Below are 15907 nucleotides of genomic sequence, written 5' to 3'. Positions count from 1 at the left end.
GCCATCTCAAGACACGTGAAGGGTCGCACTCTGTGGACACCATCCTGATCATCGGCGGACGGCCGCACACCGTACGCAAGGCGAAGGAGCTCGGCCTGCGCGTCGTGCTGATGCAGCACCCCGAGTTCTACGCGCCCGAGGTGGCCGGCTTCGCCGACGGCATCCTGCTGGCCGACTACACCGACTGGGAGGTGGCCAGGCCCCTGGCCCTCGCCGCGCACGAGGCGTGGGGCTTCTCGCGGGTGGTCTCGCTGGTCGACCAGGCCATGCAGAACGTCGGCCGGATCAACGACCTGCTCGGACTCCCCGGCACCTCGCACGCCGTCTCGCACCGGTTCTTCGACAAGCTGGCGATGCGGCGCCGGCTGGAGGCGTCCGGCCTGGAGGCGGTCGCGGCGGAACCCGTCGAACACCCCGACGACATACGGGCGTTCGGCGCCGAGCACGGCTATCCGCTGGTGCTCAAGCCGGTGGACGGCACCGGCAGCCGCGGTGTCACCGTGATCGGGAAGGCCGGGGAGATCGACGAGGTGTGGAAGCGCTCGGAGGAGCTGCGCAGCACGGTCGTGACGGGCCCGGCCCGGTTCTACCCCGTGGACCGCTTCGTCGTCGAGGAGTACATCGACGGCCCCGAGTACGCGGTCGAGTCCTTCAGCTTCGGCGGCCGGCACATCGTCGTCGGCATCACCGAGAAGCTGTCCGCCGGAGTGGTGGAGGTCGGCCACGCGGAGCCCGCCATGATGCCCCCGGACGCCGAGGCCGCGCTGATCGGGCACATCACGGCGTTCCTGGACGCCATGGGCCTGCGGGACGGCAACGCCTGCACCGAGATCAAGATGTCCTCCCGCGGCCCCCGCATCATCGAGTCGCAGGACCGCGTGCCGGGCGACCGGGTCATGGACCTGGTGGAGCAGGTGTACGGCTTCGACATGGAGCTGTACTCCGTCGGCTGGCCGTTCGGCCTGCTGCCGGAACTGACGGAACGTCCGCCCGTGCGCTGCGGGGCCGCCACGCGCTTCCTCTCCGCCGACCCCGGCACGGTCACCGCCATCGAAGGGGTGGAGGAGACGGCCGCGCACCCGGACGTGCTGGACGTCGCCATGGAGGTGGGGATCGGCGACGAGGTCAAGGCGCTGGAGGACAACTACGACCGCATCGGCCAGCTGCTGACCACCGGCCCGGACGCGGCGGCGGCCGTCGAGCTCTGCGACCGCCTGCTCACCTCGATCACCGTCACGACCGCGCCCACGCCGGCGCACCCGCCCACGCCCGCACCCACTCTCCCGCCCGAGGGCGCCGATCGCCCCGAGACCCCGACGACCGCGAAGGCCTGAGCCATGGCTTCCCCACAGCCCAAGACGGGCAGATTCGGTTCGCTGCTCGACCTGATAGGCGTACCGCGGACCTCCGGGCACAACAGGTTCGTCTCCGCCACCGCCATCGACAGCATCGGCACCGGACTCGTCACCGCCTTCATCCTCATCTACTTCACCGAGACGACCCCGCTCTCGCTGGTCGCCGTCGGCGGTGCCATGACGACGGCGCGGCTGCTGGCGCTGCCGACGGCACTGGTGGTCGGTCCGCTGGTGGACCGCTTGGGGGCGCGGGTGGTCGCCGCGTCGAGCAACCTGGTGTCCGCCGTGGGCTACCTCGGCTTCCTGGCGGCCGACGAGCTCTGGCACGTCGTCGTGGTGGTGCTGATCGTCCAGATCGGGCACAGCGGCTACTGGACGTCCTCGAGCGCCCTCGTCGTCCTCGCCTCACCCGGCGGCAACCAGCGCACCCGCTGGTTCGGCTTCGTCCACGCGCTGCGCAACGCAGGTCTGGCACTGGGCGGCGCGATGGGTTCGGTGTGGCTGGCGGTGGACGATGCCGCCGGCCTCAACGGCATCATCCTGATCAACGCGGTCATGTGCGTGATCGCCGCCTCGCTGCTGCTGGCCTGGCGTCCCGAGCCGGGCCCGGACGAGGCGGACGGCCCGGACTCCGGGCAGACGCGGGCGAGTTACATGACCGTGCTGCGCGACGCCCGGTATCTGCTGCTGATCGGCATCAACGTCACCTTCGTCTTCGCGGCGCTGGTCATCAACGTCCTGCTGGCGATCTACATCGTCGAGGGGTTGCACCGGGAGGCGTGGATCGCCGGTGCCCTGCTGGTCCTGGCGGCCGTGCAGGTCACGTTCACCCAGACCATGGTCAGCAAGTTCGTCGAGCGGTTCCGTGCCACGCGGGTGCTGATCGCGGCGTGCGGCTTCAACGTGCTGGCGTTCGCCCTGTTCGCGCTGATGGACATCGCTCCGGTGTGGGCCGTGGTGCCGGGACTGTTCCTGGCGATGATCGTGCTGTCGGTGGGCGAGACGGTCTCGGCCGCACCGGGCGACCAGCTCAGCGTCGACCTGGCCCCCGAGCACGTACGCGGCCGCTATCTGGCGCTCTACCAGCTGTCCTGGACGTTCGGGCAGGTGACGGCCCCGGCGATCTTCACCTTCCTGCTGGCACGCCAGGCGGTGCTGCCGCTGATGTTCCTGATCGCGCTCAGCGCGGTCGCCGTGCCGATGCTCATGTGGCTGGAGCGGATGATCGCCCGCCCCGCCGCGGGCCCCGTGGACGACGCAGACCCGGACCAGGCGGACAAGGCGGCGCCGACCGAGCCCGCCGCCAACACCGCCCCCTGACCCTCCCGGCCCGGCGGGCCCCGCCGCCCGCCGCCGGCTCCTGCCCGAGCGCAACCCGTTCTAGCGAAGCGAGACACCGTGAAGACCGTTGTCATGATCTCCACGCGCGGTTCCGGCGCGTTCCGCCACGACCTGCTCAAGGCACCGGAGAACGCCCGTTTCATCGGGATGTACTCCGAGTACGACGTCGACAACGTCACCGACGCCCAGCGCGCGTACCTCGACGAGATCCATGTGCTGCCGTGCGGCCAGCCCGATCCGACCGTCGCCGAGTCCTCGCTCATCGACCGCGACCGTGCCCGCACACTGATCCACGGCCTGCTGGAGGAGACCTCCCGCGAGGACCTGGCGATCCTCTGCTACGACGAGCGCAATCTGCTCCTCGCCGCCGAACTCCGGGGAGAGTTCGGCCTGTCCGGCCCTCGCTACGAGGACATCCTGCCGTTCCGCGACAAGTGCCTGATGAAGGAGAGGGTGCGGGCCGCCGGCGTCCGCGTCCCGGCGTTCGGCCGCTACGACACGGAGGCCGCCGGAGCCGACCCGGCCGCCTACTACGCGAAGATCGCCGACGAGGTCGGGCTGCCCTTCGTGCTGAAGCCGGTCGACGGCAACTCCGCCGACGGCGTCTTCATGATCTCCTCCCGCGCCGACCACGACGCGGCGACGGCCGGTGGCTTCCACCGCCCCTACGAGTACGAGGAGTTCGTCAAGGGGACGATGTACAGCGTCAACATCGTCTCCCAGGGCGGGAGTTCGGTGTTCGCCGGCGTCACCGAGTACCTGGTGAACTCGACCCAGGTACAGGAGGGCCGCACCAACGTCGACGTCAACCTGATCGACTCCGACCCCCGCGTTCCCCGCATGATCGCCTTCGGCGAGCGGGCACTTGACGCCCTGGGCCGCCCCGACGGCGCCTCCCATCTGGAGCTGTTCCGGACCGCCGACGACGAACTGGTCTTCCTCGAAGTGGCCGCCCGCTTCAAGGGCATGGCCGGCGTGGAGGCGATGCAGCGCAACTACGGCGTGGCGCTGGTCAATCTGTCCGTGGAGATCGAGTCGGGCCTGGAGTCCGAGCCGTACGACGGCGAGCAGATCTACTGCTACGACGGCGTACTGCCCAAGCGCGCCGGAGTCGTGGAGAGCCTCGTCGAACCGGACATCGAGAGCGACTACGAGATGAGCTGGAAGCTGCGTCCCGGCCAGGTCATCGGCCAGGGCGAGTCGCTGTCCGACAACGGCGGGACCTTCCTCGTCTGGAACAAGGACTACGAGGCCATCTACCGGGACTTCCAGCGGTTCGCCCACTACACGCCCGTCACCTACCGGCAGTGAGGAGCGCTGTGCACGAGAACACGCGAGTGCTCGGCACTCCCCCGGCCGAACCCCGGGACGCCCTGCGCCACTTCCGCGACATCAGGCTGGCCTGCGAGACGGACCCCTACGACGTCCACTGCGACCTGGCCGCCGGGGCCGCCGGATTCGTACTGCTCGACAGCCGCCGCCGCACGGACCACGACCGCTGCCACATCCCCGGCGCACGGTCCTTCGCGCACCAGGAGATGACTGACGCCGCTCTGGCCGCACTGCCGAAGGACACCGTGTACGTCACGTACGGCTGGGGGCCCGGGTGCAACGCCGGCACCCGCGCGGCGGCCCGGCTGGCCGAACACGGCTTCCGGGTCAAGGAGATGATCGGCGGACTCGAGTACTGGCAGCGCGCCGGCTACGAAACGGCCTGCGCGCCTTCCCCGGCCCCCGCGCAGTGATGTGGCAGGCGGAGATACGGGTCGACCTCGACGCCGTACGGCACAACGTCACCCGGGTCAGGGCCGCCACCACGTCCCAGGTGATGGCCGTCGTCAAGGCCGACGCCTACGGCCACGGATCACCGGAGGTCGCCCGCGCCGCACTCGAGGCGGGCGCCGACCGGCTCGGCGTCGCCACCCTCGCGGAGGCCATGAGCCTGCGGACGGCAGGGTTCACGGCCCCTGTCCTGGCCTGGCTGGTGGGGCCCGGGATGCCACGGGCCGAGGCCGTGGCCGCCGGCGTCGAGCTGTCCGTATCCTCCCTCGACGAACTGGCCGAGGTACGTGCCGCCGCCCGCATCGCGGGCCGGCCTGCCGCCGTGCACCTCAAGGCCGACACCGGCCTTTGCCGCGGCGGCGCAAGGCCCGAGCACTGGCTCACGCTCGCGGAGGCCACCGCGAAGACCCAGGCGGACGGCCTGGTCGAGACGGTCGGGGCATGGAGCCACCTGGTGCACACGGACCGCCCCGAAGACCCTGTCTGCGTACGGCAGTTGAGCCTCTTCGCCGAGGCCCTGGAGGACCTGCGGTCGGTCGGCCTCCACCCCCCGCTGCGCCACATAGCCAACTCCGCCGCGGCCCTCGCCGCCCCCGCCACGCACCTCGACCTCGTCCGCGTCGGCTCCGCCGTCTACGGCCTGCCGCCCATGCCGGGCCGCGACTTCGGCCTACGCCCGGCCATGACCGTCCGGGCCCGGGTGCTGATGACCAAGCGGGTACCGGCCGGCTGCGGCGTCTCCTACGCCCACGACTACACCACCGACCGCCCCGCCACCCTCGCCGTGGTGCCCCTCGGCTACGGCGACGGCCTTCCCCGCGCGGCAGGCACCGCGGGCCGGGTCCTGGTCCACGGCGTCCCCAGACCGATCGCCGGCCGGATCTCCATGGACCAGTGCGTCGTCGACTGCGGCGACCTGCCCGTCGCCGCCGGGGATGTCGTCACCGTCCTCGGCGACGGCCGGGACGACGCCCCCACCGCCGACGCGTGGGCCGCGACCCTCGGCACCGTCAGCTACGACATCGTCACCGGCTTCGGCTGCCGATCCCGCCTCCCCCGCCACCACACGGGCCACAACGACCTCGCGCCTTCGTGAGCGGGCACGGACGCGGACGGCGGCGCCCGAACCGAGTTCGGGGGCGCTCCACGACTCGCGCACGCACCGTGGATCGCATCGACCGCCGGCCGGGGCAGCCCAGTTGGCGCGAAGCCCACCGTCACGCCCCTGCCGACGAGAAGTCAGACGTCCCCGAGTCCGTCGCTCCTGGGCGCCTCGTCCAGAACTGAGGTAAATGCGTCGACAAGGCCGCACGGCAACCGGCAGAGTGGCCGCCCGTGACGAGCAGTGAGCTGTGGACCCGTGAGACCGCTGAGCGCTACGACGCCGCGGAGGCTGAGAGGTCGTCGGCCGACGTACTCGGACCGGCTCTCGCCTTCCTCGCCGAACTCGCCGGAACGGGCCGGGCGCTGGAGTTCGCCATCGGAACCGGACGAGTGGGGGTCCCGCTCCGGGAACGTGGCGTGCCGGTGGTCGGTATCGAACTGTCCGAGCACATGGCAGCGGTTCTGCGGCGCAAGGTCGACGAGGACACGCTCCCGGTTGCCATCGGGGACATGGCAACCACCGTGGTCTCCGGCGAGTTCAGCCTGGTCTATGTCGTCTACAACACCATCACGAACTTGCTCACCCAGGACGAGCAGGTCGAGTGTTTCCGCAACGCGGCCCGTCATCTGAGGCCCGGGGGTCGATTCGTCATCGAGCTGGGCGTGCCACCGTTGCGGTTCTTGCCGCCCGGCCAGGTCGCGGTGCCGTTCGACGTCTCTGAGCAGCATCTCGGCTTCGACACCTTCGACCTGGTGGAGCAGACTCTTGTCTCCCACCACTTCACCCGCGACGGCGACGACGGTCGCTACCGCCGCGACAGCTCCCGGCACCGCTACGCCTGGCCGGCAGAGCTCGACCTGATGGCACGGATCGCCGGGCTCGAGCTGGAACGTCGCATCGAGGACTGGGACGGGGCACCGTTCACGCAGGACTCCACGAAGCACATCTCCGTATGGCGCAAACCGGTCTGATGCCGGCCACCGGGCCGTCGGCGCAAGCCCCTGAACTGCATCTCGGCGGACCGTCCAGCGCGATCAAGGACGGTCACCGTAGTTGCTGTACATCGCTGCTGTACGGCACGACAAAGCCCCCGCTGGATCTCTCCGACGGGGGCTCGACCTGGTGCTGCTCTGAGTTAGGTGGACCTGAGGGGATTTGAACCCCTGACCCTCTCGTTGCGAACGAGATGCGCTACCGGACTGCGCCACAGGCCCTTGCGACGGATGAAACCTTAGCATCCCGGCCGCGCCAGGCGTTAATCGGTTCCGGCGCTGGTCACCGCACATCCCGGCTCTCTCACCAGGCCCAGAGCCCCGGTGCCGGGCCCGGCGGAGGGCCGGTGCCGGTCACCGGGGGTCACTCGTTGGCGGCGCGCGGGCGGCCGTCTTCCTCGTACTGGTCGAAGAGCGGCGTCTGGCGCCGTCCACGTCCGCGACGTGCCCCGCTGCCGTGCTCCTCGTCCTGCTCCTGGCCGGACCCGGAGGAGGTGGCCGGGGGCTCGCTGCTCGCGCTGCTGGAGCGCGCGGAGCTCCATGTGCCGGGGGCCTCCAGGTCCACGCCACGCGTGCTGCGCGGGGCGACGGGCGCGCTGACGTACGTCGGGAGCGGCACCGGCACGGGGTCCCAGCCCTCTGCGGGCTCGCGGCCGCCGTCGCGCTGCTGGTCGACCCACTCCGCGTGGTCCGTCTGCTCCACGAGCGCGCGCCGGCCCGCCGCCGCGGGCTCCTCCTCGTGCGCGGTCGCGCCGGGCTCGGCCGCCGGAGCCTGCCCGGAGGGGCCGGGGTGAGCCTCGGTGGGGACGCCCGCGCCGGCCTTCGCCTCATCCGCCGCCTTCCGGGCGCGCTTCTCCTTCGCCGCGGCCTTCGCTCGGCGCTTGTCCATGACGGCGGCGAAGCGCCGGCGTTCCTGCACGCGCAGATGGACGATGTACGTGCTCAGCAGCAGCCCGGGCGCCGCCGGGGCCCACAGGAAGGCGAGGCCGCCGACGGCAGCGACGATCGTGCCCGCGGTGAAGGCGAGGAAGAGAACCATCGTGGTGCGCCGGCGCCGGGCGAGCACCTTGGCGCGCTTGCTCTTCTGCCGGGCCTTGTCGCGTTCCGCCTTGCCTCGTTCGACGCCGTCCCGCTCGGAGGAGCTGTGGCCGTTCTCGCTCCGGCCGTCGGCGTTCGCACCATCGGCATCCGCGGCCTCGGAGCCGGAGGCGCCGAGCACCTCCGTGGGAACGCTCGTAACGCCCTGGCCCACCATGGTCTTTGGGTCGGCGTAGGCACGTACGTCGACCGACTCGTCGACGTCGGCGGAATCGTCCGCGCCGTCCGCGTTCTCGGGGGCGGTGCCGGGGGCCGAGAGATCGCCGTGTTCCTCGGGGACTTCACCGTCGCGGCGCTCGTTCTCCCTCGCGTAGCGCCTTTCCATTGCCGCCTTGCCTGACAGCAGACGGATGGCGGTGCTGAAGCGTTCCGTCGGACGGGATTCGTTCAGCTCGTCCTGCCTGCGGAGCCACATCGGCACCAAGTAGGCAGCCCAGGCCCCGACGATGACTGCGTAGATGAGGCCACTGCTGTTCACCCTCACACGGTAGAGGGGTTGAGCCGCACCCATCTGCCAAATACGGCGGTGTGTCGCATGATCCGGCTGATCTCTCCATGTTTTTCACCGCCGTTGAGCGCGGAACTGCGCCTGTTCAATTCCCGGGCGCACACCGGGTGTTCAGCAGGAACCCCATAATATCGAACGTCTATTTTATTTTCTGGAGGCGCCCGGAGCCGTTCGGTGCCAACGCGTGAGGAGTCCTTCCGGCACTTCTTCTGCCGTCAGGGCGAATACGAGATGGTCGCGCCACGCACCGTCGATATGCAGATAGCGCGGCCTCAACCCCTCCTCGCGGAAGCCGAGTTTCTCCACCACGCGCCGGCTCGCCGCGTTCTCGGGGCGGATGCAGATCTCGATGCGGTGCAGCCCGACCGTACGGAAACAGTGGTCCGTGGCGAGCGCGACGGCCGTCGGCATCACACCGCGTCCGGCGACCGCGCGGTCGACCCAGTAGCCGATGTGGCCGGAGCACATCGAACCCCAGGTGATCCCCGCGACCGTCAACTGGCCCGCGAGGCGCCCCTGATGCTCCACGACGAAGGGAAGCATCCGGCCCGCCTGCGCCTCGGCGCGCAGATGACGGACCATCTGCCGGTACGAGGGACGGCTCGGCGGCGTGAGCCCGGGCGGTGCGGGCGGGATGGTGGCTTCCCAGGGCCGCAGCCATTCGCGGTTGCGCTGGTTCACTTCGCGCCAGTCACGCTGGTCGCGCAGCTTTATGGGACGGAGGGTGGTCTTACCGTCCGTCAGCACGATCGGCCAGGAAGCGTTCAGTTGAGGTCCCCTCTGGGGTGGTCACCACCGTGGATCTGGTCGACGGCATGCGTCAACAACCGTTCCAACACCACGAGTCCGTCGCGTACTCCGCCAGACGAACCCGGAAGGTTGACGATCAGCGTGCTGTTGGCGACGCCTGCGATCCCCCGCGACAGGGCGGCCGTCGGGACCTTCTCCGCACCCTGGGCGCGGATCGCCTCGGCGATGCCCGGAACCTCGTAGTCCAAGAGGCGGCGCGTCATTTCGGGGGTGCAGTCGGTGGGTGAGACGCCGGTGCCGCCGGTGGTGACGACGACGTCGTAGCGGGCCGCGACGGCGGCGCCGAGCACTTCAGCGACCGGTTCGCCGTCCGGTACGACGCTCGGCCCGTCCACTTCGAAGCCCATAGCTGCCAGGGCCTCGACGATCAACGGGCCGCCCGTGTCCTCGTAGACACCTTCTGCAGCGCGGTTCGATGCCGTGACGGCGAGGGCGCGGTAGGGATTCAGGGCTGGGCTCATACGGCTGACTCCTCCTCGCTGGACTCGCTGCGCCGGCCATTGTCTCCCTGACGGGCGCGGGACGAACTCGCCCCGGCACGCGTCCAGTTCCCGGAGCGGCCGCCGCTCTTCTCCTCGACGCGAATGTCGGATATGACTGCCGACTTGTCCACGGCCTTGACCATGTCGACCACGGTGAGGGCCGCGACCGTCACCGCCGTCAGGGCCTCCATCTCGACGCCCGTGCGGTCCGTCGTCTTCACCTGCGCGGTGATCTCGACGGCCTCCTCGGTGACCGACAGCTCCACCGCCACGCCGGAGACGGCGAGCGGATGGCACAGCGGGATGAGGTCCGGCGTCCGCTTGGCTCCCATGATGCCCGCGATGCGGGCCGTGGCCAGGGCGTCTCCCTTCGGCAGCCCCTGGCCGTCCTCGCCGCGAAGAAGCTCGACCACGCGGGGAGAGACCAGCACACGCCCGGCCGCGCGGGCCGTGCGGGCGGTGACGTCCTTCGCTGAGACGTCGACCATGCGGGCGGCCCCGCCCTCGTCGATGTGGGTGAGGTGCTGCTGCTCTGCGCTGCTCATCGTGCTCCCGAAACCGTCCCTGTGTCCGGATACGGTACCGGGCATGCGGCGAGGAGGCTCCGCCTCGTCGCTACTGGTCGAGCGGGATGACGGTCACTTCCTCCCCCGGAGTGAGGCGTGTCGTCTTCTCCGGGACGTCGATCAAGGAATTCGCCTGCGCCAGGGCCGCGACGAGATGCGAGCCGGCGCCCCCGACGGGACGGACCGTGCCCACCGCCTCGCCCGCCTCCGGCGGAAGGTAACCACCGCGCAGGAACTGGCGCTTGCCGTCGGGCGACGTCAGCGCCTCCTCCGACTCCAGCCGGGCCCTGGCCGTCTCGCGCCGCACAGAGGCACGGCCCATCAGCGCCCGCACGGCGGGTCTCACGAACAGCTCGAAAGAGACGTACGAACTCACCGGATTGCCCGGCAGGGCGAGGACGGGTGTGCGGTCCGGGCCGATCAGGCCGAAACCCTGCGGTTTGCCGGGCTGCATCGCCAGCCGGCGGAACTCCACGTTGCCGCTGCCGCCGTCGATCCTCGAGAGGACCTCCTTGACCACGTCGTAAGCACCGACGCTGACGCCGCCACTGGTGACGACCAGGTCCGCGCGGATCAGCTGGTCCTCGATCGTGGCGCGCAGGGTGTCCGCGTCGTCCACGACGGCGCCCACCCGGTAGGCGATCGCGCCGGCGTCCCGGGCGGCCGCGGTGAGCACGAAGCTGTTGGAGTCGTAGATCTGGCCCGAGCCCAACTGCTCCCCGGGCTGCACGAGTTCACTTCCCGTGGAGACGACGACAACGCGCGGGCGCGGACGCACCGTCACGGTGCCGCGGCCGATCGCCGCGAGCAGGCCCACCTGGGGCGGGCCGAGGACCGTGCCGGCGCTGAGGGCCATCGCACCGGCCCGCACATCGCTGCCCCGGGGGCGCACATGCTGCCCCTCCTCGACGGGACGGTGGACGCGGACCTCGCCGGCCGCTCCGCGGGGGTCGTGGCTGCGGGCTCTCATCGTCTCGACCGGGGCGCCGCCCAGGCCGCCGTCCGTCCACTCCACGGGGACGACGGCCTCGGCTCCCGGCGGCAGCGCCGCACCCGTCATGATGCGGGCCGCCTGGCCTCGCTCGACCACGGGCAGATCGCCCTCGCCGGCCGCCACATCCCCTATGACGGTGAGCACCGCGGGGAACTCCTCCGTGGCGCCCTGGACATCGGCGGTGCGCACCGCGTATCCGTCCATCGAGCTGTTGTCGAAGGGGGGCAGTGAGACGGGCACCGTGACGTCCTCGACGAGCACGCACCCCTGGGCGTCGAGCAGTTGCAGCTCGATGGGCTCAAGGGGGCGGATGCTGCTGAGGATGTCGTCCAGGTGCTCCTCGACCGACCAGGTCTCGCTCAAGCCTCACATCTCCTCGGTGACGAAGCCGCGCAGCCAGTCCCGGAAGTCCGGGCCCAGGTCCTCACGTTCGCATGCCAGTCTGACAATGGCCCGCAGATAGTCGCCACGGTCACCGGTGTCGTAGCGGCGGCCGCGGAAGACGACGCCGTGCACCGGGCCGCCGAGCGAGGGTTCGGCGGCGAGGGTCTGCAGCGCGTCGGTGAGCTGGATCTCGCCTCCGCGTCCGGGGTCGGTCTTGCGCAGCACGTCGAAGACCGCCGGGTCGAGCACGTAGCGTCCGAGGATCGCGAGATTCGACGGGGCCTCCTCCACCCGCGGCTTCTCGACGAGGTCGGAGACCTGGACGACGTCCGGCTCCCCGGTGGGCGCCGCGGCCGCGCAGCCGTAGAGGTGGATGCTCTCCCGGGGGACCTCCATGAGCGCGATGACGCTGCCGCCGAACTCCTCGCGCACCTCGATCATGCGGGTCAGCAGCGGGTCCCGGGGGTCGATGAGGTCGTCGCCCAGGAGCACGGCGAAGGGCTGGTCGCCCACGTGCGGGGCGGCGCACAGAACGGCGTGGCCGAGGCCGCGGGGGTCGCCCTGGCGCACGTAGTGCATGGTGGCGAGGTCGCTGGACTCCTCGACCCTGCTGAGCTTCGTCTCGTCGCCCTTGTCGCGCAGGACCTGCTCGAGCTCGTAGTTACGGTCGAAGTGGTCCTCAAGGGGGCGCTTGTTGCGGCCCGTGACCATCAGAACGTCCGGCAGCCCGGCCGTGACCGCTTCCTCGACCACATACTGGATCGCCGGCTTGTCGACGACCGGAAGCATCTCCTTGGGCGTTGCCTTGGTGGCGGGCAGGAAGCGGGTGCCCAGGCCCGCTGCCGGGATGACAGCCTTGCTGATCCGTGCTCGGGAAGTAGTCATGTCCCGCACGATAACCGGTGGCTTTGTGCAGATGGCAACGCTTCGCACGGATATGTAGTGCTATGAGCAACAGCGCGCGAGCGGAAGGGATCCGAAGCGGCAGTGGGCGAAAACGACGCTAGTAAGCACGCGTTGCGGGAGAGCATCCTCGCGGTGAGGGCCAAGTTGACGGCGCGGGACGCGGAAGCAACGGCAACCGTACTCGCCGAACGCGCCCTGGAGTTGCCGGAACTGGCCGAGGCGCGCACGGTCGCGGCGTATGTCTCGATAGGACGGGAGCCGGGCACGGGCCCGCTTCTGGAAGCGCTGCGCGCGCAGGGCGTGCGTGTGCTGCTCCCGGTTCTGCTGCCGGACAACGACCTGGACTGGGGCGTGTACGAGGGCCACGACAGGCTCGCGAAGGCCCGGAGAGGGCTGTTGGAACCGGAAGGCCCGCGCCTGGGGCCCGATGCGGTCACGGAGGCGGACGCGGTGCTGCTGCCCGGCCTGGCCGTCGACGGGGAGGGCATCCGGCTGGGCCGCGGCGGCGGCTCGTACGACCGGGTGCTGGCGCGGATCGGGGCGGCCGGCGCGCGCCCGGCGCTGGCCGTGCTGCTGTACGACGCCGAACTGGTGGGCGCCGTACCGGCGGAGCCGCACGACCTGCCCGTGGCGGCGGCGGTGACGCCTTCGGCCGTTCACCGCTTCACGGCGCCGCCGCCGCACCACGCCTGAGCGCCCGGCCCCACCCCGCCCCGCGGCGCCGTGACCGGTTCCGGACCGCCACGGGCCCGGGACGGGGCCGGACCGGGACCGGCTCCTGGCTACGGCGTCAGCGCCATCTTCTCGTCCGTACCCTTCTCCACCGCCCGCTGGCTGAACGCCCAGGGCAGCAGGGCCCCTTCGGACCACTTGTCCATCTGGTCCACGTAGTGCGGGTTGTAGGCGTGCCCCGAGGCGCCGGTGAGGTTGATCCAGCGGGACTTGTCGAAGTTGTCGAGGTTCACGACCATCCGCATCGACGGCGCCCAGATCACGTCGTAGCCACCTGCGGCGTTCCAGCCGGTGGCGTTGACCGCGTCCTTGCCGCCGCCGAGGTCCCACGGGCCGCGGTTGAGCAGGAACTGCATGAAGCCCGGACCGTCGGTCCCTATGGTCTGGTTCTTCAGCATCAGGTGGTGCAGGCGGCCCCAGCTCCAGGAGTCGATGTCCTTGCCGAGCTTGGACGTCAGCTCCCAGCGCGCGTTCTTCATCGCGTGCGCGAGGAGGTCGTCGAGGTTCCGGTCGCCCGGGCGGCCGTTGTTGCCCGGCGTCTTCCACCAGTCGCTGTCCTCGTCCTTCATGAGCTTGCGCACGACCTCGTACCAGCGGTCGCCTCCGTCGGGCTGCGCCGAGGCCGTGTCCCGCATGCCGCACTCGCGCACCAGGCGGGGCTTGCCGCGGAGGTCCTCGACGGGGCCGGACTCGTCGGTGGGACGGACGTTGAGGCAGTCGCCCTTGACCCGCAGTTCCTTGGGCAGCTTGTTGCCGAAGGCGAGGAGCAGCATGTTGCGCCAGACGGCGTTGAAGTACGCGGCGGGAGCCGAGTCGGCGTCCTGGGTGTAGTTCCAGCCCTCGAGGAGTTGCTGGGCCTCACGCACGTACCCGTCCTCTATGTTGATCTTCAGCAGGCGAGGCACGAGCAGCTTCGCGATCTCGCTGCTGTTGTCCATCTGCAGGGTCTGCATGTCGCCCATGGAGATCTTGCCGCCGTCGGCGATCTTCGAGCTGATCAGGTCGTTGATGCGCTGGCTGCGTGTGCCGTAGCCCCAGTCCTTGGTCAGCATGTAGGGGTACTTCTTCTCGTCGACCACGGCCTGGTTGGCGGTGACTATGTATCCGCGGCTGGGGTTGTACTCCCATGGCAGCGCCTTCTGCGGTACGAAGCCCTTCCACCGGTAGCGCGAGTCCCAGCCGGGCGCCGGGTAGCGTCCGTCGCCCTTGCCGCGCACCGGGATGCGCCCGGGCGCCTGGTAGCCGATGTTGCCCTTGGTGTCGGCGTAGATCAGGTTCTGCGAGGGGACCGCGAAGTCGCTCGCGGCGGCACGGAACTGCTTGAAGTCCGCGGCACGGTTGATCTTGAAGACGGCGTCCATGGTCTTGGTGGGGCTGAGCGCCGTCCACCGCAGCGAGATCCCGTAGCCGTCGCCCCGGTCCGGTGCGACGTTGTCGACGGGTGACTCCTCGCCGACCTTGCGCAGTTCGCTGTCCCGGTCGGAGAGGACCGGGCCGTTGTTGGTCTCGCGGACCGTTATCTCCCGGTTCGCACCGCCGGCGACCTCGATGGTCTCCTTGCGCGTCTTGTACGAACGGCGCCTGCCGTCGTACAGGTAACCGCCGTCCTTGAACTTCTCCAGATACAGGTCGGTCACGTCCGCGCCCAGGTTCGTCATGCCCCAGGAGATGTCCTGGTTGTGCCCGATGACGACGCCCGGCAGCCCGGCGAAGGTGAACCCGGAGACGTCGTAGGGGCAGGCCTTGGAGACGTTCCGGCAGTGCAGCCCCATCTGGTACCAGATGGACGGCAACTGCGGTGAGAGATGGGGGTCGTTGGCGAGGAGCGGCTTGCCGGTCGTCGTGTGCTGCCCGGACACCACCCAGGAGTTGGAGCCGATCCCGCTGTTGCTCGGGCCGAGCAGCGAGGGGATCTTGTCGAGCCGGGTGGCGACGGAGCTGAGCTGCGAGCCCGCGCTCCGCACGGCCTGCTGCGCGCCGGCGGCGCCGTCCGCGGAGGCGGCCGACCGGCCCTTGGGGTCGAACTCCTTGTTGGCCGGGTCTATCGCGCCCTCGGTGACCGGCTTGTTCCGCTCGGTCGGGTAGTCCGGGTACAGCTCGGCGATCTGCTTGCTGGACAGGCGGCCGGCCATGAGCGCGCGGTCGATCTCGGACGACATGTTGGCGCGCAGGTCCCATGCCATCGCCTTGAGCCAGGCCACGGAGTCGACGGGGTCCCACTTCTCCGGGGAGTAGCTGCTCGAGAGGTCCAGTGCGGCGTACTCGAGGGAGGCGGCGGACCCCTTGTGGTCCTTGAGGTAGGCGTTGACGCCGGCGGTGTACGACTTGAGGTTGGCCTTGGTCTCCTTGGACAGCCCCGCGTACTCGCGCTCGGCGACCTTTCGCCATCCGAGGGTGCGCAGGAAGGCGTCCGTCTTGACCTGGCCCTGACCGAACATCTCCGACAGCCGCCCGGACGTCATGTGCCGCCGTACGTCCATCTCCCAGAAGCGGTCCTGTGCCTGGACGTACCCCTGCGCGGTGAACAGGTCGCTCGAACTGTCCGCGTACACCTGCGGAATGCCCTCGCGGTCACGGTGGACGGTCACCGGGTCCTCCAGGCCCTTCAGCTTCAGCGAGCCGCTGGTCTGGGGGAAGGAGTCGCGGACCGTGCTGATCGTCCAGAACGTCCCGCCGCCGACACCGGCCACGAGCAGCAGCACGACGGCGATCACGAGCAGACGGGCGCGTCGCGAGGTCTTCTTGGCGGGCATCGCTGTCCTTCGAGGGCAGGGTGGACCTTGGGCGTGAGGACCGGAGCGGAGCTGACGGAGCCACGCCGGACCAACCATAGGCGGAGCCGGAGCAGCGCT

14 protein-coding genes and 1 tRNA gene are annotated in these 15907 nt (G+C 70.2%); 7 read left to right on the top strand and 8 right to left on the bottom strand.

All coding sequences use genetic code 11. From position 1 onward, the window contains the following. Positions 1-32 precede the first annotated feature (32 nt). The 6 genes from G4Z16_RS20530 (at position 33) to G4Z16_RS20505 (ending at position 6554) form a co-directional block, all read left to right on the top strand. Positions 33-1334: an ATP-grasp domain-containing protein gene (locus G4Z16_RS20530; RefSeq protein WP_197352177.1), complete on the top strand. Its 1302-nt coding sequence runs from the start codon at positions 33-35 to the stop codon at positions 1332-1334. Between the two features lie 3 nt (positions 1335-1337). Further along, positions 1338-2675 (top strand): MFS transporter, encoded by a 1338-nt coding sequence (locus G4Z16_RS20525; RefSeq protein ID WP_197352176.1) that lies wholly within the window; start codon positions 1338-1340, stop codon positions 2673-2675. 78 nt (positions 2676-2753) lie between these two features. Then, a complete protein-coding gene (locus G4Z16_RS20520) occupies positions 2754-4007 on the top strand; it encodes an ATP-grasp domain-containing protein (protein WP_197352175.1) in 1254 nt (417 codons plus the stop codon). An 8-nt stretch (positions 4008-4015) separates the two neighbouring features. Beyond that, complete coding sequence (locus G4Z16_RS20515) at positions 4016-4441, top strand: rhodanese-like domain-containing protein (RefSeq protein ID WP_197352174.1); 426 nt, start codon at positions 4016-4018, stop codon at positions 4439-4441. Next, a complete protein-coding gene (gene alr, locus G4Z16_RS20510) occupies positions 4441-5574 on the top strand; it encodes an alanine racemase (protein ID WP_197352173.1) in 1134 nt (377 codons plus the stop codon). The genes G4Z16_RS20515 and alr overlap by 1 nt, the downstream gene beginning before the upstream one ends. A 239-nt stretch (positions 5575-5813) precedes the next feature. After that, complete coding sequence (locus G4Z16_RS20505) at positions 5814-6554, top strand: class I SAM-dependent DNA methyltransferase (RefSeq protein ID WP_197352172.1); 741 nt, start codon at positions 5814-5816, stop codon at positions 6552-6554. Between the two features lie 169 nt (positions 6555-6723). Here G4Z16_RS20505 and G4Z16_RS20500 read toward each other — a convergent pair. From G4Z16_RS20500 to galU, 7 genes are all read right to left on the bottom strand, one after another. Next, a tRNA-Ala gene (locus G4Z16_RS20500) sits at positions 6724-6797 on the bottom strand. A gap of 142 nt (positions 6798-6939) precedes the next feature. Next, positions 6940-8151 carry a divisome protein SepX/GlpR gene (gene sepX / locus G4Z16_RS20495; protein ID WP_246530965.1) on the bottom strand — a complete coding sequence of 404 codons (1212 nt, stop codon included), beginning with the start codon at positions 8149-8151 and terminating at the stop codon, positions 6940-6942. Positions 8152-8325: 174 nt separating this feature from the next. After that, a complete protein-coding gene (locus tag G4Z16_RS20490) occupies positions 8326-8931 on the bottom strand; it encodes a GNAT family N-acetyltransferase (RefSeq protein ID WP_246531334.1) in 606 nt (201 codons plus the stop codon). 14 nt (positions 8932-8945) lie between these two features. Beyond that, positions 8946-9452 (bottom strand): MogA/MoaB family molybdenum cofactor biosynthesis protein, encoded by a 507-nt coding sequence (locus G4Z16_RS20485; RefSeq protein ID WP_197352170.1) that lies wholly within the window; start codon positions 9450-9452, stop codon positions 8946-8948. Continuing rightward, the gene (gene moaC / locus G4Z16_RS20480; RefSeq protein ID WP_197352169.1) at positions 9449-10018 is read right to left on the bottom strand and encodes a cyclic pyranopterin monophosphate synthase MoaC; all 570 of its coding nucleotides are present in this window, start codon (positions 10016-10018) and stop codon (positions 9449-9451) included. The genes G4Z16_RS20485 and moaC overlap by 4 nt, the downstream gene beginning before the upstream one ends. A gap of 70 nt (positions 10019-10088) precedes the next feature. After that, positions 10089-11396 (bottom strand): molybdotransferase-like divisome protein Glp, encoded by a 1308-nt coding sequence (gene glp, locus G4Z16_RS20475; protein ID WP_197352168.1) that lies wholly within the window; start codon positions 11394-11396, stop codon positions 10089-10091. Positions 11397-11399: 3 nt separating this feature from the next. Beyond that, positions 11400-12302 (bottom strand): UTP--glucose-1-phosphate uridylyltransferase GalU, encoded by a 903-nt coding sequence (galU, locus tag G4Z16_RS20470; RefSeq protein ID WP_197352167.1) that lies wholly within the window; start codon positions 12300-12302, stop codon positions 11400-11402. A 102-nt stretch (positions 12303-12404) separates the two neighbouring features. Between galU and G4Z16_RS20465 the strand changes: the two genes are divergently transcribed. Further along, on the top strand, positions 12405-13016 hold the full coding sequence (locus tag G4Z16_RS20465) for a 5-formyltetrahydrofolate cyclo-ligase (RefSeq protein WP_197352166.1): 612 nt from the start codon (positions 12405-12407) through the stop codon (positions 13014-13016). A gap of 89 nt (positions 13017-13105) precedes the next feature. Here the strand turns inward: G4Z16_RS20465 and G4Z16_RS20460 are convergent, their stop codons facing one another. Further along, positions 13106-15808: a penicillin acylase family protein gene (locus G4Z16_RS20460; RefSeq protein WP_197352165.1), complete on the bottom strand. Its 2703-nt coding sequence runs from the start codon at positions 15806-15808 to the stop codon at positions 13106-13108. Positions 15809-15907: the final 99 nt, after the last annotated feature.

It is taken from the genome of Streptomyces bathyalis (assembly GCF_015910445.1).
Lineage (GTDB): Bacteria > Actinomycetota > Actinomycetes > Streptomycetales > Streptomycetaceae > Streptomyces > Streptomyces bathyalis.
Note: the sequence above shows the minus strand (reverse complement) of the source record. Positions and strands in the feature narration are given on the sequence as shown.